This window comes from Roseateles sp. GW821-FHT09G09 (genome assembly GCF_059415965.1).
Genome location: NZ_JBWKOG010000002.1, coordinates 345,453 through 363,398, shown reverse-complemented (window position 1 = coordinate 363,398; position 17,946 = coordinate 345,453). Strand labels below are relative to the sequence as shown.

16 protein-coding genes are annotated in these 17,946 nt (G+C 68.7%); 8 read left to right on the top strand and 8 right to left on the bottom strand.

Translation table 11 applies throughout. The features are described 5' to 3' along the window. Positions 1-2: 2 nt before the first annotated feature. The 4 genes from AC07O8_RS06485 to AC07O8_RS06470 form a co-directional block, all read right to left on the bottom strand. Positions 3-986, bottom strand: a complete 984-nt coding sequence (locus tag AC07O8_RS06485) for a 2-hydroxyacid dehydrogenase (RefSeq protein WP_495047261.1) — start codon at positions 984-986, stop codon at positions 3-5. A gap of 164 nt (positions 987-1,150) precedes the next feature. Further along, positions 1,151-1,894 (bottom strand): nitroreductase, encoded by a 744-nt coding sequence (locus AC07O8_RS06480; RefSeq protein ID WP_495047260.1) that lies wholly within the window; start codon positions 1,892-1,894, stop codon positions 1,151-1,153. Further along, positions 1,891-2,382, bottom strand: a complete 492-nt coding sequence (locus AC07O8_RS06475) for an acyl-CoA thioesterase (RefSeq protein ID WP_495047259.1) — start codon at positions 2,380-2,382, stop codon at positions 1,891-1,893. The genes AC07O8_RS06480 and AC07O8_RS06475 overlap by 4 nt, the downstream gene beginning before the upstream one ends. 29 nt (positions 2,383-2,411) lie before the next feature. Next, on the bottom strand, positions 2,412-3,392 hold the full coding sequence (locus AC07O8_RS06470) for a histone deacetylase family protein (protein WP_495047258.1): 981 nt from the start codon (positions 3,390-3,392) through the stop codon (positions 2,412-2,414). Positions 3,393-3,646: 254 nt separating this feature from the next. On the opposite strand from AC07O8_RS06470, the gene AC07O8_RS06465 reads away from it, so the two are divergent. Continuing rightward, positions 3,647-4,204 (top strand): phasin family protein, encoded by a 558-nt coding sequence (locus AC07O8_RS06465; protein ID WP_495047257.1) that lies wholly within the window; start codon positions 3,647-3,649, stop codon positions 4,202-4,204. Positions 4,205-4,488: 284 nt separating this feature from the next. Here the strand turns inward: AC07O8_RS06465 and AC07O8_RS06460 are convergent, their stop codons facing one another. Further along, positions 4,489-5,223: a TetR/AcrR family transcriptional regulator gene (locus AC07O8_RS06460; protein ID WP_495047256.1), complete on the bottom strand. Its 735-nt coding sequence runs from the start codon at positions 5,221-5,223 to the stop codon at positions 4,489-4,491. 321 nt (positions 5,224-5,544) lie between these two features. Between AC07O8_RS06460 and AC07O8_RS06455 the strand changes: the two genes are divergently transcribed. Both AC07O8_RS06455 and AC07O8_RS06450 read left to right on the top strand, forming a co-directional pair. Further along, complete coding sequence (locus AC07O8_RS06455) at positions 5,545-6,114, top strand: YdeI/OmpD-associated family protein (protein ID WP_495047255.1); 570 nt, start codon at positions 5,545-5,547, stop codon at positions 6,112-6,114. Positions 6,115-6,243: 129 nt separating this feature from the next. Beyond that, positions 6,244-7,482: a hypothetical protein gene (locus AC07O8_RS06450; RefSeq protein WP_495047254.1), complete on the top strand. Its 1,239-nt coding sequence runs from the start codon at positions 6,244-6,246 to the stop codon at positions 7,480-7,482. 57 nt (positions 7,483-7,539) lie between these two features. On the opposite strand, the gene AC07O8_RS06445 is transcribed toward AC07O8_RS06450, so the two are convergent. Beyond that, complete coding sequence (locus AC07O8_RS06445; protein ID WP_495047253.1) at positions 7,540-8,523, bottom strand: patatin-like phospholipase family protein; 984 nt, start codon at positions 8,521-8,523, stop codon at positions 7,540-7,542. Positions 8,524-8,683: 160 nt separating this feature from the next. On the opposite strand from AC07O8_RS06445, the gene AC07O8_RS06440 reads away from it, so the two are divergent. After that, positions 8,684-11,104: a penicillin acylase family protein gene (locus AC07O8_RS06440; RefSeq protein ID WP_495047252.1), complete on the top strand. Its 2,421-nt coding sequence runs from the start codon at positions 8,684-8,686 to the stop codon at positions 11,102-11,104. A gap of 94 nt (positions 11,105-11,198) precedes the next feature. Here the strand turns inward: AC07O8_RS06440 and pncB are convergent, their stop codons facing one another. Next, positions 11,199-12,416, bottom strand: a complete 1,218-nt coding sequence (gene pncB / locus AC07O8_RS06435) for a nicotinate phosphoribosyltransferase (RefSeq protein ID WP_495047251.1) — start codon at positions 12,414-12,416, stop codon at positions 11,199-11,201. A gap of 74 nt (positions 12,417-12,490) precedes the next feature. Between pncB and AC07O8_RS06430 the strand changes: the two genes are divergently transcribed. Beyond that, on the top strand, positions 12,491-13,324 hold the full coding sequence (locus AC07O8_RS06430; RefSeq protein WP_495047250.1) for a hypothetical protein: 834 nt from the start codon (positions 12,491-12,493) through the stop codon (positions 13,322-13,324). Between the two features lie 21 nt (positions 13,325-13,345). Here AC07O8_RS06430 and AC07O8_RS06425 read toward each other — a convergent pair whose 3' ends face one another. Next, a complete protein-coding gene (locus AC07O8_RS06425) occupies positions 13,346-13,771 on the bottom strand; it encodes an Lrp/AsnC family transcriptional regulator (protein ID WP_495047249.1) in 426 nt (141 codons plus the stop codon). A 180-nt stretch (positions 13,772-13,951) separates the two neighbouring features. Here AC07O8_RS06425 and ocd point away from each other — a divergent pair, with 180 nt between their 5' ends. The 3 genes from ocd (at position 13,952) to AC07O8_RS06410 (ending at position 17,925) form a co-directional block, all read left to right on the top strand. After that, positions 13,952-15,124, top strand: coding sequence for an ornithine cyclodeaminase (gene ocd, locus AC07O8_RS06420; protein ID WP_495047248.1), 1,173 nt, complete (start codon positions 13,952-13,954; stop codon positions 15,122-15,124). Next, positions 15,064-15,984, top strand: a complete 921-nt coding sequence (gene ybiB / locus AC07O8_RS06415) for a DNA-binding protein YbiB (RefSeq protein WP_495047247.1) — start codon at positions 15,064-15,066, stop codon at positions 15,982-15,984. Before ocd ends, ybiB begins: the two co-directional genes overlap by 61 nt. Positions 15,985-16,236: 252 nt before the next feature. Next, the gene (locus AC07O8_RS06410) at positions 16,237-17,925 is read left to right on the top strand and encodes a nitrite/sulfite reductase (protein WP_495047246.1); all 1,689 of its coding nucleotides are present in this window, start codon (positions 16,237-16,239) and stop codon (positions 17,923-17,925) included. The last annotated feature ends 21 nt before the right edge of the window (positions 17,926-17,946 follow it).

Below are 17,946 nucleotides of genomic sequence, written 5' to 3'. Positions count from 1 at the left end.
TCTCAGCGCTTGAGCACCTCGGGATTGAGCGCCGTCGGGGGAACGCCGCCGGTCAATGCGGCGATCAGGTTGTCCACGGCGAGGTCGCTCATCGCTCGACGCGTCGCGATCGTCGCGCTGGCGATGTGGGGCGTGAGCACGACGTTCGTGCAGGCGAGCAGGTCCGGATGCACCGTCGGTTCGCCCTCGAACACGTCCAGGCCCGCGGCGGCGATGGTGCCTGCCCGCAGTTCGGCGGCCAGCGCCGCGTCGTCGACGACGCCGCCGCGCGCGATGTTGGTCAGCGTCGCGGTCCGCTTCATCAGGCGCAGCTCGCGCTGGCCGATCAGGTGGTGCGAGGACGCGCTGTACGGCACGACGATGACCAGATGGTCGGCGCGCTGCAGCAGCTCGTCCTTCTCCACCCACTGCGCGCCCAGCGGGCCTTCCTGGTCGGCCGGCAGCCGCGAGCGGTTGTGATAGATCACCGGCATGCCGAAGCCGAGGTGGCCCCGCTTCGCGATCGCCGCGCCGATGCGACCCATGCCCAGCACGCCCAGCGTCGCGCCGTGGATGTCGGCGCCGGCGAACATCGTCACCGACCACTGCTTCCATTCGCCGCGGCGCAGGAAGTGTTCGCTCTCGGTGATGCGGCGCGCGGTGGCCATCATCAGCGCGAAGCCGAAGTCGGCGGTGGTCTCGGTCAGCACGTCCGGCGCGTTGGTCACCACGACGCCGCGTGCGGTGCAGGCCGGCACGTCGATGTTGTTGTAGCCGACCGCCATCGTGCAGATGGCCTTCAGCTCGGGACAGGCGTCGAGCAGCGTCGCGTCGATCTTGTCGCCGCCGGCGATGTACGCGCCGGACTTGCCCTGCAGGCGCCGGATCAGCTCGTCCTGCGACCAGCCGGTGTCGCTGTCGTTGGTCTCGACCTCGAAGTGCGGGCGCAGCCGGTCGACGATGTCGTCGAAGGTCTTGCGGGCCACCAGGACGCTGGGCTTGCTCATGGACACATCTCCTTGCAGGGAAGCGCCAACTGTAGAGCGGGCGCTCCCGGCGCCCGCTCGCAAATCGCCCAAGGACGGCGCAGCGAGGGCCGAAGGACGGGGCGGGGAGTGCCCAGGGAGGGCCCTCTCCCCGTCCTCGGGCGCCCGGGATCAGCCCCGGTCTGTCACTCCAGGAAGCGGGTGAAGGACGCGACCGCGTCCCGCTCGGTGACCAGCTTGTTCTCGACCGCCGCCGGATCCGCGTAGCCCAGCGACATGCCGCAGACCAGCTGCTGCTGGGGCGACAGGGCGAGCTCCTCCGCGATCACGCGGTGGAACTGCGTGAACGCCGCCTGCGGGCAGGTGTGCAGGCCGCGGCCGCGGGCGGCGACCATCAGGTTCTGCAGGAACATGCCGTAGTCCAGCCAGCTGCCCTGCTGCATCACGCGGTCGATGGTGAACATCAGGCCCACCGGCGCGTCGAAGAAACGGTAGTTGCGGCCGTGCTGCTCGTGCATGCGCAGCTTGTCGCCCTTGGTGATGCCCAGCAGCCCGTACAGGTCCCAGCCGACCTTGCGGCGGCGGTCGATGTAGGGCGAGACCCACTCGCGCGGGTAGTAGGCGTATTCCTCGCCGTGCGTGGCGAGCTCCTCCGGATCGTCGTACACCGCCTGGATGCGGTTCACCAATCGGTCCTTCGCGGCGCCTGTCAGCACGTGGACCTGCCAGGGCTGCGTGTTCGTGCCGGACGGCGCGCGCGCGGCGACGGCCAGCAGTTCCTCGATCAGCGCGCGCGGCACCGGCGTCGGCAGGAACGCGCGCATCGAATGTCGCGTGACGATCGCGGCGTCGACGGCGGCGGACTGTTCGGGCGTCGGCGGAACGAAGGGATCGGGGAAGGCATCGGGAAAGGCTTTGGGGAAGGTCATGGCATCTCCAGCGCGCTGAGCGCGCTCACGTAGGACTCGGGCAGTTGCGCCACCGGGCGACGCGTCTCGCGATCGACATACACGTGGACGAAGTGTCCACGCGCCGCGCACAGGGGCTCGCCTTCCGCGAACAGGCCGATCTCGTAACGGACGCTGGAACGGCCGCGCTTCGCGACGCGCAGGCCGGCCTCGACCTGCTGCGGGAAGGCCAGCGACGCGAAGAAGTTGCAGTGCGTCTCGATGACCAGGCCGATGACCTCGCCGTGGTGCAGGTCCAGCGCGCCCTGCTCGATCAGGTAGCGGTTCACCGCCGTGTCGAACAGGCTGTAGTAGACGACGTTGTTCAGATGGCCGTAGAGGTCGTTGTCCATCCAGCGTGTCGGGACCGGTAGGAAACGGGCGAAGGCCTCGCGCGACTCGGGGACGGGGCGGGGCTCGGTGGAGCCGGCGGTGGTGGCAGAGGCGGAGGCGGTGGCATCGGCGGTCATGGCGCCGATTCTTCCACCGCCGCGCGGGGTCAGGTGTCGCGCGGGCTACTGGCGCGGGCGCTGTCGTGGCGAGGATCGTCCCGCCACCGCGCCCAGGCAAGCGCCGCGGCCTGCAGCGTCCGCAGCTGCACGTCGACGGTGACGCTCAGGTCCTCGCCGTAGCCGCCGGCCATGCTCAGCGCGACCGGGATGCGGCGCTCTAACAGCGCATCCAGCACGATCCGGTCGCGCCGCAGCAGGCCGTCGGCGCTGAGCTTGAGCCGGCCCAGCCGGTCGCCCTCGTGCGGATCCGCGCCGGCCAGGTAGAAGGCCAGCGCGGGCGGCCGGTCCGCCGTCCGCCGCCAGACTTCGGCGAGCGCCGTCTCCAGCGCGTCGAGATAGACCGCGTCGCCGCACGCATCCGGCAGGCCCACGTCCAGGTCGCTGCTTTCCTTGCGGAAGGGGAAGTTCTTCTCCCCGTGGATCGACAGGGTGAACACGCTGTCGTCGTCCCGGAAGATGCTGGCCGTGCCATTGCCCTGGTGGACGTCCAGGTCGACCACCAGCACGCGCAGCCCGGGACGCTCCGGATGGCGACGGTGCCATTCGGCCTGCATCAGCCGCGCGGCGACCGCGACGTCGTTGAACACGCAGAACCCGCTGCCCTTGTCCGCATACGCATGGTGCGTGCCGCCCGCCAGGCTGGCGGCGACGCCCTCCTCCAGGGCGGCGCGGGCCGCGGCGATCGTCGCGCCGACCGAGCACACCGAGCGTCTCGGCAGCCCCGGCGCCCAGGGGAAACCGATCTCGCGCTGCGCCGCGGCGCTCAAGGTGCCGTGCAGGACCGCGTCGATGTAGTCCGGCGTGTGGACCAGCGCCAGCGCCTCCGGCCCGGCCGCCTCCGCCACCCGCGGCCGCATCACGCCCGGTTCCCGCTCCACACGCTCGCGCAGCATCTGGTACTTGGACTGCGGAAAACGGTGGCCCGGCGGAAGCGCCAGCGTCAAATGGTCGTAATGGAAGGCGAGCATGGTCAGGACCCTAGCAGAGCGCTGCGAAGGCCGCGCCGAGGCGACGTCGACTCGGCGTCGAGATCGCCCGGAGGCCCTCGCCAAGGCCGCGCGGTGGCTCGGAACCCGAACTTTGCTGCATTGCACAAAAAGTGCTTGCAATCATCGCCGGCGGTCCTATACTGATTCCATGCTGCACCGCAACAAATGTGTGGCGACGGCGCTCAGCCCGCCGCGTTTTCCCCGGCTGACCTCATTCCTCTAGGAGATTTCGCATGCTGACTGCTGACCAAGTGCTCGACCAACAGAAGAACCTGCAAGCCTCGTGGTTTGGCCTGACCGCCAAGGCCTTCGAAGGCTATGAAAAGCTGGTCGAACTGAACCTGCAAGTCGCCAAGACCGCCCTCGGCGAAGCTGCCGAGACCGCCCAGCAAGCCATCACCGTCAAAGATCCGCAAGAACTGTGGGCCCTGCAGACCGCGCTGCTGCAACCGTCGGCTGAAAAGGCCGTGGCCTACAGCCGCCACCTGTACGACATCGCCACCTCGACCTCCTCGGAGTTCGTCAAGCTGGCCGAGTCGCAAGTGGCTGACGCCCAGGTCAAGTTCGGCGCCGTCGTCGACAACGCCACCAAGAACGCCCCGGCTGGCACGGAAAATGCTGTTGCTTTGGTGAAGTCGGCGGTAGCCGCGGCCAACAACGCTTACGAAAGCCTGCACAAGGCCGCCAAGCAAGCCACCGACATCGCGGAATCCAATTTCAACGCCGTGACCAACACGGCGGTGAAGGCGACCCAGAACGTCACCCGCGGCGCCAAGCGCGCCACGGCCTGAGCGAGCAAGTTGCCGTATCGGTTGTCTCCTCGGTACCCAAGGAAGTCAAGCTTCCCAAGTGCCCTTCAAGCCCAGCTTCATGCTGGGCTTTTTTTCGCCTGTACGGATCGACGGCCATACGGAACGTCGTCATGCCGTCGCGCCGCCATCGAAGCGTCGGCGCCTGAGCGCCCCACGCGGCGACACAGGCACCGGGCCGGTGCTCCGGCAATCGCCCGGATGCCCGCGAGACGGGCGCGTGGCGGGGCGCGAAACGGGCGCGTGATGGGGAAGCCTCCCGGGCCTCAGTCCGCCGCCGTGGATGACGCCGAAGGCGCCGCCGGGGCTGCCGGGGCAGCTGGGGTCGCCGGTTCAGACGCAAAGCGCGCGTACTGGTCCGCCACGTCGCGCAGCACGCCTTGGACGGTGAACTCGCGCAACGCCTCGCGGTCGTAGAGCGGGTAACGCGGCAGGCCGATCACCATCATCAGGTAGCCCATGGTCCGGACCGACATCTGGTCGCACATCGAGCGGATCGCGACCTCCCCCGGCTCGAAGCCGTCCGGCGCGCAGGCGGCGACGCGTTCCCGCATCAAGCCGAGCAACCGGTTGTAGACGGGCTGCTGCGTCTGGCCGATCTCCTCGAGCGTGCCGGTCTGCGTCAGCGACATGTAGATCATGCGGAACTGCTCCGGGTGCCGTTCCCAGAAATCGAGCAGGCAGCGCGTGTGCGCCTCCAGCACCTTGCGGGGTCCGCGCTGGTCCTTGGAAGCGTCGAGCAGTTCGTCGGTCAGCGACTCGAAGACCTCGATCCACAAGCCGTCCAGCAGGGCCTTCTTGCTCTCGAAGTAGCTGTAGATCGCCATCGTCGAGATGCCGAGCTCCTGCGCCAGCCGACGCATGCTGAGCGCCTCCACGCCCTCGTCGCGATAGATCTTGCGCGCGCGCTCCAGCATCTCGCGCTTGAGCGCGGCCATCTCGGCCGGACCGCGCCGCAGCCGGGGCCGCTCGCGGTCGGAGTCCTGATCGGTGTTTGGCACGGCGTTCCCTACATCAAAAGGTTATTGTCGGTGTACGTTATCTCATACCAGGGATCAGGTTAAATCCTCACGAACCCTGGCTCCAGCCCATCATGGCGCATTTGTACACGTACGAAATATCAACCAGGAGGTCACGCGGCTGCGCACCCGCGAATACCGGCTGCTGCTGACCGAGGGCAATGCGCGCGCCAGCTACGCCGAGAAGCTCGCGCTGGGTCGTCAGACATCGAGCAGAAGCTGAAGGCGCACGAGCCGATGGTGTCTTCGCCCGCGGAGGGCGAGAAGCTCCCGCAGATCCGCGACCGGTCATACTGCGGCCTCATGGCCACCCGCACCCCCATCTTCTTCGCCAGCGCCGCGGCGTTCCGCGCCTGGCTCGACGAGCACGCCGCCACGGCCACCGAGGTCGTGGTGGGCTTCCACAAGCGCGCCACCGGTGAGCCCAGCCTCGCCTGGCCCGAGTCGGTCGACGAGGCCCTGTGCCACGGCTGGATCGACGGCGTGCGCACCCGGATCGACGACAGGCGCTACAAGATCCGCTTCACGCCGCGCAAGGCGGTGTCGATCTGGAGCGCCGTCAACATCGGCCGCGCCGAGGCGCTGATCCAGGAAGGCCGGATGAAGCCCGCCGGCCTCGCGGCGTTCGAACGGCGGCAGGAGGAGCGCTCGCGCGTCTACGCGTTCGAGCAGCCCAAGGAACTGGTCGAGCTCTCGCCGTCGCACGAGGTCATCTTCATGCGCGACGCGAAGGCCTGGGCGTTCTTCCAGGCGCAGCCGGACGGCTACCGACGCACCAGCATCTGGCACATCCTCAGCGCGAAGAAGCCGGAGACCCAGCTCGCGCGCCTGGACAAGCTGATCGAGGCAAGCGCGCGCGGCGAACGCCTCTGAGTTCTCCGGCCCGCCGGACAGGTCGGGCCGATGGAAGGGTTGCCAGGCGCGCCCACTGATCAGACCTTCCCTTCCCCTGGAGTCCTGATCTTGCGACCGTCCTTCCGTCCTGTCTCGCCGCGCCGCGCGGTGCTGACGATGATGCTCTTCTGCGCCGCGGGTGCCGCACTCGCGGACGCGTCCGCGCCAGCCACACCGGCGGAGAAGGTCCTGCCCACCGAATGGAAACCGTGGAACGGCCGCCACTATCGTCTGGAGGCCGACGGCCACCTCAGTTGCTACAGCGAGAACAGCAGCAAGTCCAAGTGCAGCATCAATGCGCCGGATCCGGCCAAGGCGCAGCCAGTGCGATGCAACGATCCGCGGTGGGGAGGCAAGAAGCACAAACGCACCGGGTACGAGCGCGCCGACCACTGGTGCAACACCGCCTATGCCAACCTGTTCGCCGAGTGGAAGAGCTACAAACCGCTGGGCTTCGACATGCAGCTCGCCACGACGCCTCGCGGCGATGTCATGTGCAAGTCCCAGGACGGCACCACTTGCCTGCCCGCGGATGCGCCGGCACCGACGAACCCCATCGACCCGCTGGTCTGCGGCAACCTCTTCAAGCAGCGCATGGGCGGACCCAGCACCGGCTATGACGATCCCAAGCACTGGTGCAGCTCGCCGGAATTTGTGATTCAACCTTTTGACAAACCGACCATCAACGCAGGCGAATATCCAGCATATGGCTTCGGCGGGCCGTCATCTTTCAAATCTCGCGTAATAATGCCGGCCTGGAAAGCCAAAGAGGCCCCGATCTGGCTATTTCGGATAAAACGACCTAAAGCCAGCGCAGCAAATGCGACATTGAGGATCAAACTCATTGGCCCGGAACAAGAATCGTCAAGCCAGTTTGCCGTGACTTATCTCAACAGCGCCACGAACAACGGCTCCTTTTTCAACAGCCGACGCGTGAAGAATGACGATGGCAAGGCTGCAGAGTATTTGCAGATCGGGACGCCAGACACGCCATTCGGGCCTTTCGCCAATAAACAAGTTGATGATGAGTCAGGGAATTTCGACGTTCAATGGGGCACCAGCCGCGACCTTACAGTGGGGTATCACGTAACACCCGACGGAAAAGTGAAATACTTTCAAGGTTCTGGCTGGGACCTCACCCGATACGATGATATCGAGTGGCGCGAGGGCACTTCGACAGGCACCTCAGAAGGACAGAACTGGCTTGAAGGCAAAGGCGAGATCAAGGTCGATTCCGAAAACTGGCATTCATTCAAGAATCAGCACCGCTACTTTGTGTATGAAATGCTGTTCGAATTTCCGGAAGCTATATTGATCAAGCAAAGACGTATCCCCGGTCACGAGTGACCGGATCGACATAGCCAGATGAATTGATCAGGCGCATTCAAGGTCCGGTCAGGCGTCTCACCGCGTCTTCGCCCCGATCTTCTTCCTGATCTCCGGCAGCATCGCCGTCGCCACCTCGCGTCCCAGCGCGATGGCGCGGCGGCGCGTGCTGAAGTCCGACCCGCTGAAGCCGTCCAGCTTGGGTCGCAGCACGACGTCCGCGCCCTGCAGCTCGTACTGGTTGATCGACTTGCCCATGATTGAGAAGGTCTGCAGCAGCATGCGCATCGCGTCGCCGGGGATCTTGGGATCGGGCGCTTCGCCGATGTCGACGGCGATGACGAACTCGGCCCCCATCTGCTTGGCGAAACGCACCGGCACCGGTGCCACGAGGCCGCCGTCCACATACTCGCGATTGCCGATCTTGACCGGCTGGAACACCGCCGGCACCGCGCTGGACGCGCGCACCGCGGTGCCCACATCGCCTTGCCGGAACAGGATGGGCGAGCCGTCGCCCAGGTCCGTCGCGACGATGCCCAGCGGCAGCGGCAACTGCTCCAGTCCGCGTCCGCCCGTCATCTGGCGGACGTAACGCGCCAGCGCCTCGCCGCGGATCAGGCCGCGCATCGGGAAGGTCCAGTCGGTGATCGCGCCCTCGTCCATCGCCTCGGCGACCGTCTGCAGCTCCTTGCCGGTCCGGCCCGCCGCATACAGTGCGCCGACCAGGCTGCCGGCCGAGGTGCCGCAGACCAGGTCCACCTTGATGCCGTTCTCCTCCAGCACCTGGATCACGCCGATGTGCGCGAAGCCGCGCGCCGCGCCACCACCCAGCGCCAGGCCCACGCGCGGCGGCTTGGGGATCGGCCTGGGCGTGACCGGCGTCGGCAGCTCGGGGTCAGGTGTTGTCACCACCGGCGGCGGCGCCGACGTCGGCGTGAAGGTCGAGCAGGCGCTCAGCGCACTCAGGCCCAGCGCGCCGGCAGCGGTCAGCCAGCGGCGGCGGGAGGGCCACGCGGGCACGGCGGTGGCAGGCTTGGTAAGGTCGCGGTCGTCACGGGGCATGGCGCAGGATTCTAGGGAAGCTCTGTAGCAAGGCTGTTGCAGCGCGCACGCACAATCGCGCCCCGGCAAACGAGGCCCGGCGAACGAGGCGTGCAAATCGGGGCCCGTAAATCGAAGCCCGGAATTCAAGGCCCGACATCGGCCCCGATCAGGAGAGCACATGAGTGGAAAGAGCGCGCTGCGGCGCTGGACCGTGCGGGGCCTGATCGGGCTGCCGTTCCTGCTGGTCGCGCTGGCGATCGCGGCCTGGGCCTGCGTGCGCGCCAGCCTGCCGCAGCTGGACGGCGACGCCGCGATCCCCGGCCTGAGCGCGCCCGTGAGCCTGGGCCGCGATGCGCTGGGCACGCTGGTCGTCGAGGGCCGCACGCGCCTGGACGTGGCCCGCGGCCTGGGATTCGCGCACGCCCAGGAACGCTTCTTCGAGATGGACCTGACGCGCCGATCGGCGGCCGGGGAGTTGTCCGCGCTCTTCGGCGCCAAGGCGCTGGAGCGCGACCGCAGCCGGCGCGTCCACCGCCTGCGCGCACGGCTGACCGATCGCTTCGAAAGCCTCTCGGGCGAGGATCGTCTGCTGCTGCTCGCCTACGCGGAAGGCGTCAACACCGGGCTGCACGCCTTGCCGATTCGCCCCTGGCAGTACCTGCTGCTGCGCGCCAAGCCGCAGGACTGGACCCCGGTCGACTCCTTGCTGGTGATCTCGGAGATGTACTTCATGCTGCAGTCCGGCAGCTTCGACGCCGGCTTCGACCGCGCGACGCTGCGCGAACGCGCCGGCGACGCCGTCTTCGACTGGCTCAACCCGCGCGGCGGCCGATGGGACGCGGCGCTCGACGGCAGTCAATCGCCGTCGACGCCGATGCCGACGCCGGAGCAGCTCGACGTGAGTCAGGCGCGCGCGCCTGCGACGCCGGCGAGCGGTCCCGCCAGCGCCCCGGCGAGTGTCCCGGTGAACGCCCCGGCGAGTGCCCGGGCCGGCGGTCGATCCAGCGACCGGTCCAGCACCGATGTGCCGGTCTTCGGCAGCAACAACTGGGCGGTGGCCGGTTCCCGCTCCACGCACGGCGGCGCGATCCTGGCCGACGACATGCACCTGGGCCTCGGCGTGCCGAGCATCTGGTACCGCGCACAGTTCCAGATCGGCGCCGGCCCGACAGGCCTGCGCGCCGCCGGCGTGACGCTGCCCGGCCTGCCGGCGATGGTGGTGGGCTCCAACGGTGCCGTCGCCTGGGGATTCACCAATGCCTACGGGCAATGGTTCGACTGGATCGAGGTCCCGCCCGACGCCAAGCTCACGACACGCACCGAGACGATCGAGGTCCACGGCGCCCCGGCGCAGACCCTGGCGGTGAGCGAGATCGGCGACGCGCCGATCGTGACCGTCGAGGGCGGACGCCGCTTCGCCCTGCACTGGATCGCGCACCAGGGCGCGGCCTACAACCTGGCGCTCGACCGCATGCTGCAGGTGCGCCATGTCAGCGACGCGCTCGCGCTGGCGCAGCGTGCCGGCATGCCGCATCAGAACCTGCTCGCCGCCGACCGCGACGGCCAGATCGGCTGGACCGTCGCCGGGCGCCTGTGGGCGCACCCGGGCCTGCCCGAGGCCTATGGCCGGTTCGTCGCACCGACGACGATGCGCCGCGACTGGCTCGATCCCGACCGCGCGCCGCAGGTGCTGTCGCCGGCGCAAGGCCAGCTATGGACCGCCAACAACCGCCAGCTCGACGGCGCGCCGGGCGACCTGCTCGGCGACGGCGGCTTCGACCTGGGCGCGCGCGCGCAGCAGATCCGCGACCGGCTTTCGGCCAGGGACAAGCACGACGAAGCCTCGATCGGCGCGATCCACCTGGACGACGAGGCGCGTTTCATGAAGACCTGGGCGGCACGCCTGCTGGCGGCGTCCCGCACCGATGCCGGCGCGAATCCGACGCATCGCGCCTACGTGCAGCTGCTGGAGAACTGGAACGGCCGGGCCGACGCCGACTCGGCCGCCTACCGCCTCGTGCGCCAGGCGCGGCTGCGCGTGCTGGACACCTTGTGGGACGCCTGGACGCTGCCGTCGCTCGGCGAGCGGCAGCTCGACCCGAAGCGGCGCATGCGCTGGCGCAACCAGTTCGAATACAGCGCCGCGCGCGCCGTCGACGAACGCCCGCCGCACCTGCTGCCGGCCGCGTTCGCGAACTGGGAGGCGCTGCTGCTGGCGCAGCTCGACGACGCTGCGCGCGAGATCGCGCCCGACGGCAACCTCGGCGGCGCCACCTGGGGCGCGCAGAACGCGAGCCGCATCCAGCACCCGCTGGCCAAGGCCATCCCGGCGCTGTCGCGCTGGCTGGACATGCCGTCGGCGCCGCAGGGCGGCGACAGCAACCTGCCGCATGTCGCCGGACCGGCGTTCGGCCAGTCGGAACGGATGGTCGTCTCACCCGGCCGCGAGGAGCACGGCTGGCTGTCGATGCCGGGCGGCCAGAGCGGTCACCCGATGTCGCCGTTCTACGGCGCGGGGCATCAGGACTGGGTGGAAGGCAAGCCGACGCCGCTGCTGGCCGGCCCGGTGATCCACAGGATCACGGCGCACCGCGACTGAACGGCGTCAGGGCGTCAGGGCGTCACGACGTCAGGGCGGGCGTGCCCGCGCGCCGCCACCGCGTCTGGACACCGCCGCCGCGCATCGATGCGCGTCAGCGGTCGATGGGCGTCACGTTGAAGACCTGCCGCAGGTAGGCCAGGAAGGTCTGGTCCTCGCACATGGTCTTGCCGGGGCTGTCGGAGAGCTTGGCCACCGGCTGGCCGTTCACGTGCGTGAGCTTGATGACGATGTTCAGCGTCGGCAGCCCCACATCGTTGCTGAGCTTGGTGCCGATGCCGAAGCCCAGTTGGACGCGATCCGCGAAGTGGCGGTACAGCGCCAGCGCCTTGGGCATGTCGAGCGCGTCGGAGAACACCAGCCGCTTGGTGTTGGCGTCGATGCGCAGCTGCTCGTAGTGGGCCAGTGCCTTCTCGCCCCATTCGACGGGATCGCCCGAGTCGTGGCGCAACCCGTCGAAGAGCTTGGCGAAATAGAGGTCGAAATCGGCCAGGAACGCGTCCATGCCGATCACGTCGGTCAGTGCGATGCCGAGGTCGCCGCGGTACTCCTGCACCCAGTCCTCGAGCGCGGCCTTCTGGTGGTCGCGCAGCCGCACGCCGGTGGCCTGGTAGGCCTGCAGGTATTCGTGCGCCATCGTGCCGATCGGCACCAGCCCGAGCTCCTTGGCCAGCAGCACGTTGGACGTGCCGCGGAAGGTCTCGGGCAGCTCGTCGCGCAGCGTGCGCAGGACCTCTTCGTGCCAGGCGCCGGAGAAACGCCGCCGCAGGCCGAAGTCGAAGAACTGGAACGGATGGCGACGCGGCGTTTCCTCCCGCGTGAAGGTGCGGATCAGGTCGATCTTCTGCGCGAGCCGGCGACGTCCCTCCTCGATCGCGACCGCCTGATCGAAGCGGCGGAAGTACAGCTCGTTGACCATCGCCAGCACGAAGATCTCGAAGGCCATCACATGCACCTGCGGGCCGCGCACGACGATCTCGAGCTTCTCGCCGTCCGCGCGCACCGTGATGAACGCGCGCTGGAAACGGAAGATGCGCAGCAGGTCGATGAAGTCGGGCTTCATGAAGCGCAGGCCGCTCAGGTACGCGAGCTCGTCGGCGCGGAAGGTCAGCGCGCAGAGGTGATCGATCTCGCGCTCCAGGTCCGCGACCAGTTCCGCCAACGGGTACTGCGGGGTGTTGCGGCAGGCGAAGCGGTACTCGGCCTGCGCCTGTGGGTAGCGATGCAGCATCGCCTGCCACATCGTGAACTTGTAGAGGTCGGTCTCCAGCAGGCTGCGGATCACCGGGGAAGTGGCGTCGGGACGGCTCATGGCCGGGGACTGTACCCGGGGGCCGCGCGGCTCGGCGATGATCGCGACTTCGCCACACGCCGAGCCAGTCCTTCGTGCACGAGCCCCTCGCCCACCTCCGCAACCGCAGCGTCCATCGTCGCCTGGGGGCGGCCGCGCTGCTGCTGATCGCCGCGGCGGTGCGCGCGCAGGTGCCCGTTGCGATCGACAAGCCGCCCGACGCCGCCACGGCGATGAAGATGGTCTACGGGGGCAACACCTGGCGCCACGAGCGCGCGGCGGCCTTCTTCGGCGGGCGTTCGCCGACGCTGCGCGCGGAGATCCGCGAGGTCTTCCGCGGGCGTTACGTCGAATCGAACGTCGACAAGCTGATGCTGGTCTACCAGCTGACGCCCGGGCCGCGCGACCAGTTCCGCTGCGCGGCCTGCGTGCCGGCGCTGGGCGCCGCCGTGCTGGCCGCGGACGGGGCCGGTCGCTGGCAGCTGCGCGCCAAGGGGCCGCTGCTGATGCCGGGCGCGCCGGGAGCGGGCGACGAGGATCTCCAGCTGATGCAGATCGCCGACGAGCGCTGGATCCTGCGCAGCCGCCGCTATGACGTCGATCGCGGTCGTGAGAGCCGCACGGAGCGCCTGGTGCTCGAACGCGACGGCGAGATGCAGCTCGGCGCGGAGCTTGGCTTCGACGGCAAGCCCGGTCCGCTCGCCTGTGGCGCGACCGCGGCGCCGCAGACGTCCGGCGTCAGCGTGCTGAGCCCTGGGCGAGGCCCGCGCGTCGAGATCGTGCTGCGCTTCAACGAGGGCGCCTGCAACGCGCTGCGCGAGGTGGTGCAGCGCACACGCATGGAGCTGCGCGACGGCCGTTTCCAGCTCGAACCGGACGCGCCCGAGCCGGACGACGACGACGCCCCGGCATCGGCCCCGAAGCGGTGAGCCGCCGAAGCGCCGACCGGTTCAAGCCAGCTTGTACGTCTGCAGATGGATGCTGGTCTCGGTCGCGCCGATGCCCTTGATCAGGCGCACGCGCTCCAGGATCTCCGCCAGTTCATTGAGGCTGTCCGCGCGCAGCTCGGCGAGCAGGTCCCAGCGTCCGTTCGTGTCGAACAGCCCCGCCACGCCGGGCTCGCCCAGCAGGATGCCGACGACCTCGCGCGTGCGGTTGCCTTCCACGGCGATGCTCATCCACGCCGTGATGTGCGGCTGGACCACGTCGGCCCGCAGCTTGACCGTGTAGCCCACGATCTGCCCGCTGTCCTCCAGCCGCGTCAGCCGGTTGGTCACCGTCCCCCGGGACACCTTCAGCTTGTGCGCCAGCGTCGCGACGCTCGCGCGGGCGTCCTGGCGCAGCAGCGCGATCAGTTGATGGTCGAGTGTGTCCATGTGGTGCGTCGGCGGTCGCCACGGGCGTGGATCGCCCTGGGTTAACCCGAATCTCACGGCACTTCGTCAGAGTTCGCTGACGAAATGCGCAAGTCACCTCGATTATTGATCAGTTCTCTGGCTTCCTGCTGACACGCCGATCCGAAGAATGGAGGCATTCCCACTCCCAAGAGTCCGCCGATGACGACCCGCCTCCTCCTCACGCCCGACGTCGCCCGCGTCGTCCGGCACGACGGCATCGCCCAGAGCTTCCAGGCCCTCGCCCGCTACATCGCCGACGACTACGTCCGTTGGAGCGAATTCGACAAGAGCGCCCGCGTCGCCAACCACTCGGACGATGGCGTGATCGAGCTGATGCCGATCTCGGACGCCTCGCTCTACAGCTTCAAGTACGTCAACGGCCACCCCAAAAACCACCGCGTGGGCCTGCCCACCGTGATGGCTTTCGGCGTGCTCGCCGACGTCGCCACCGGCACGCCGCGGCTGCTGTCGGAACTGACGCTCAGCACCGCGCTGCGCACCGCGGCCACCTCCGCCCTGGTCGCGCAACACCTGGCACGTCCCGGCTCGCGCACGATGGCCTTGATCGGCAACGGCGCGCAGAGCGAGTTCCAGGCCCTGGCCTTCCATCACCTGCTGGGCGTGGACGAGATCCGGCTCTTCGACGTCGACGCGGCCGCGACGGAAAAGCTGATGCGCCACCTGTCGCGCATCGAGGGCCTGACCCTGATCCGCTGCCGCGACACCGCCGAGGCCGTGCGCGGCGCCGACATCGTCACGACGGTCACGGCCGACAAGCGCAACGCGACCATCGTCACGCCGGACATGATCGAACCCGGCATGCACATCAACGGCGTCGGTGGCGACTGCCCGGGCAAGACCGAGTTGCATGGCGACGTGCTGGCGCGGGCGAACGTGTTCGTCGAGTACGAGCCGCAGTCGCGCATCGAGGGCGATGTGCAGCAGATGCCGGCGGATTTCCCGGTCACCGAGTTCTGGCGCGTGCTGCGCGGCGAGGCCACCGGCCGGCGCAGCGCCGACGAGGTCACCGTCTTCGACTCCGTCGGCTTCGCACTCGAGGACTTCGCGACGCTGCGCTGGCTGGGTGACCGCGCCGAGGCGCTCGGCCTGGGCCGCGAACTGGCCCTCGTGCCGGCGATGGACGATCCGAAGGACCTGTTCGGCGAGTTGGGCCTGGCGTCGGCGGCCGACGCCAAAGCCGAGGGAACCGCGGGCATCCCGGCAGGTCTCCAGGCGGCCCTCTTAAACTGCGTGCCTCATCGGAAGGACGCATGGACTACGCCCCCCTCCTCAAGGAAATCGGCCGCGGCGCTCGAGGCGCCCGCGACCTGACACGCGAGCAGGCGCGCGCGCTGTTCGCCGCGCTGCTGGACGGCACCGTGCCCGACCTGGAGCGCGGTGCCATCCTGATCGCCATGCGCATCAAGGGCGAAAGCCTGGACGAACTGCTCGGTTTCGTCGAGGCGATGCAGGCCGGGGCCGCCCGTGTGGCGGCGCCCGCCGGTCCCCAGACCGTCGTGCTGCCGACCTTCAACGGCGCTCGCAAGCAGGCCAACCTGATGCCGCTGGTGGCGATGCTGTTGGCTCGCGAAGGCATCCCCGTCCTGATCCACGGACGTCACGACTTCGACAGCCGCATCAGTCCGTTCGAACTTTTCGACGCGCTGGAACTCCCCGTCGCCCGGGACGTGAACGAAGCCGGCCAGCGCCTCGCCTCGGAGCGCCTGGCCATCCTGCCCACCGACGTCCTCCACCCGGGACTGGACGCCATGATGGCGCTGCGGCCCCGCATGGGGCTGCGCAACAGCAGCCACAGCGTCGCCAAACTGCTGGATCCGCTGCCGGGTCGCAGCGTGCGCGTGGTCGCGGTGACTCATCCGGAGTACGTGGACAGCATGGGCGAGGCGTTGCCCCGGTTGAGCATCGACGATGGGCGCGCGCTCCTCATGCGCGCCAGCGAAGGCGAGGCCTACCTGCACCTCCGGCGCAAGGCCCACCTGCAAGGCTTCGCGAACGGGCAAGGCCTGGATCTCAACCCGGCAAGCAACGAGGATCTGGACTGGCCGCTCTCCACCGCCTGCGAGCCCGCCGCGAACGCCGCCCTCATCCGCGCAGTCCTGGCCGGCACGGAGCCGCTGCCACCGCGGATCGCCGATCAGATCGCGGCTCTAAGCCGGCTGGCAACGGCCTGAGCGCGGCCTGCGGCCGCAAACCCACCCTCACCCCTCCCTCTCCCGCCCATGCGGGAGAGGGGGCCAGGCCGCGTCCGGGCCTTTTGCAGGAATCTTCATATGCTTATCTCGCCATAAGCAATCTACGAATTTGTAGTTCTCATATATATAAAGCGTTCATAGAGTGCAGACTCCCGGCCAGCCCTGGGCCAGCCGCGGTGTCAGATGACGCGGCGGAGCCCTTGTGAAACCCGGCCGGACCTAGCTGACGCCATGTACGCCTATACCGATTTCGACCGCCAGTTCGTCCACGCCCGCGCGGCCCAGTTCCGCGACCAGCTCGAACGCCATCTGGCCGGTCAGCTCCCTGACGACGACTTCCGCGCGCTGCGCCTGCAGAACGGCTGGTACATCCAGCGTCATGCGCCGATGCTGCGCGTCGCCGTGCCGTACGGGGTGCTGGACAGCCGCCAGCTGCGCCAGTTGGCGCGCATCGCCCGCGAGCACGACCGCGGCTACGGCCACTTCACGACGCGCCAGAACCTGCAGTTCAACTGGATCCCGCTGCCGCAGTCGGCCGACGTGATGGACCTGCTGGCCGATGTCGACATGCACGGCATCCAGACCAGCGGCAACTGCATCCGCAACATCACCAGCGACGTCACCGCCGGCGTGGCGGCCGACGAGCTCATCGACCCCCGCCCCTATGCCGAGGTGCTGCGCCAGTGGTCGACGCTGCATCCGGAATTCGCCTTCCTGCCGCGCAAGTTCAAGATCGCGATCTCCGGCGCGAAGGAAGACCGCGCCGCCATCGCCTGGCACGACATCGGCCTGCAACTCCGCAAGAACGACGCCGGCGAGGTCGGCTTCCAGGTCTTCGTCGGCGGCGGCATGGGCCGCACGCCGATCATCGGCCAGGAGATCAGCCCCTTCGTGCCGTGGCAGCACATCCTGCTGTACCTCGAGGCGATCGTGCGCACGTACAACCGGTTCGGCCGGCGCGACAACATGTACAAGGCGCGCATCAAGATCCTGGTGAAGGCCGAGGGCCAGGCCTATTTCGACGCGGTCAACGCCGAGTACCAGGCCATCCTCAGCGACGACGCCGGCAGCCACGAGCAGCTCATTCCCGAGGCCGAACTGGCCCGCGTCGCCGCGAGCTTCGTCGAGCCGCAAGGCGTGACCCCGGTGCCGGGCGTGGACATCTTCGAGGGCGCCTCGCCGGCCTACCGCCGCTGGCTGGAACGCAACGTCCACGCGCACCGCGTCAGCGGCTACCGTTCGGTGACGCTGTCGCTCAAGCGCGTCGGCCTGCCGCCGGGCGACATCACCGACGCGCAGATGGACGCGGCCGCGGCGCTCTCCGACGCGTACAGCCACGGCGAACTGCGCGTCTCGCACGACCAGAACCTGCTGCTGCCCTGGGTGCGCGAGAGCGACCTCGCCGCGCTCTTCGAGGCCGCGAAGGAACACGGCTTCGCCACGCCCAACATCGGCCTGCTGACCGACATGATCGTCTGCCCCGGCGGCGACTTCTGCGCCCTGGCCAACGCCCGCTCCATCCCGGTCGCGGCCGAGATCACCGACCGCTTCCAGGACCTCGACGAACTCTGGGACATCGGCGACATCGACCTGCACATCAGCGGCTGCATCAACAGCTGCGGCCACCACCATAGCGGCCACATCGGCGTGCTCGGCGTCGACAAGGACGGCAGCGAGTGGTACCAGATCACGCTGGGCGGCTCGGACGGCTCGACGCTGTCGGGCACCGCGGTGCCCGGCAAGGTGATCGGCCCGTCCTTCGCCGCCGACGAGGCCGCCGACGCGGTCGAGGCCGTGATCGCCACCTACCGCCGCGAGCGCGAGGCCGGCGAACGCTTCCTGCAGACGGTCCGCCGCATCGGCCTGGACGCCTTCAAGCAGGCGACCAACGAGATCCGCCGCACCACCGCCAAGCTCTGACCTCCGAACACCGACCGCCGC

What these genes read in the sequence shown, in the direction of transcription:
- AC07O8_RS06485 (WP_495047261.1), bottom strand. Translation starts at nt 986, where the DNA reads ATGAGCAAGCCCAGCGTCCTGGTGGCCCGCAAGACCTTCGACGACATC.
- AC07O8_RS06480 (WP_495047260.1), bottom strand. Translation starts at nt 1,894, where the DNA reads ATGACCTTCCCCAAAGCCTTTCCCGATGCCTTCCCCGATCCCTTCGTT.
- AC07O8_RS06475 (WP_495047259.1), bottom strand. Translation starts at nt 2,382, where the DNA reads ATGACCGCCGATGCCACCGCCTCCGCCTCTGCCACCACCGCCGGCTCC.
- AC07O8_RS06470 (WP_495047258.1), bottom strand. Translation starts at nt 3,392, where the DNA reads ATGCTCGCCTTCCATTACGACCATTTGACGCTGGCGCTTCCGCCGGGC.
- AC07O8_RS06465 (WP_495047257.1), top strand. Translation starts at nt 3,647, where the DNA reads ATGCTGACTGCTGACCAAGTGCTCGACCAACAGAAGAACCTGCAAGCC.
- AC07O8_RS06455 (WP_495047255.1), top strand. Translation starts at nt 5,545, where the DNA reads ATGGCCACCCGCACCCCCATCTTCTTCGCCAGCGCCGCGGCGTTCCGC.
- AC07O8_RS06445 (WP_495047253.1), bottom strand. Translation starts at nt 8,523, where the DNA reads ATGCCCCGTGACGACCGCGACCTTACCAAGCCTGCCACCGCCGTGCCC.
- AC07O8_RS06440 (WP_495047252.1), top strand. Translation starts at nt 8,684, where the DNA reads ATGAGTGGAAAGAGCGCGCTGCGGCGCTGGACCGTGCGGGGCCTGATC.
- pncB (WP_495047251.1), bottom strand. Translation starts at nt 12,416, where the DNA reads ATGAGCCGTCCCGACGCCACTTCCCCGGTGATCCGCAGCCTGCTGGAG.
- AC07O8_RS06425 (WP_495047249.1), bottom strand. Translation starts at nt 13,771, where the DNA reads ATGGACACACTCGACCATCAACTGATCGCGCTGCTGCGCCAGGACGCC.
- ocd (WP_495047248.1), top strand. Translation starts at nt 13,952, where the DNA reads ATGACGACCCGCCTCCTCCTCACGCCCGACGTCGCCCGCGTCGTCCGG.
- ybiB (WP_495047247.1), top strand. Translation starts at nt 15,064, where the DNA reads ATGGACTACGCCCCCCTCCTCAAGGAAATCGGCCGCGGCGCTCGAGGC.
- AC07O8_RS06410 (WP_495047246.1), top strand. Translation starts at nt 16,237, where the DNA reads ATGTACGCCTATACCGATTTCGACCGCCAGTTCGTCCACGCCCGCGCG.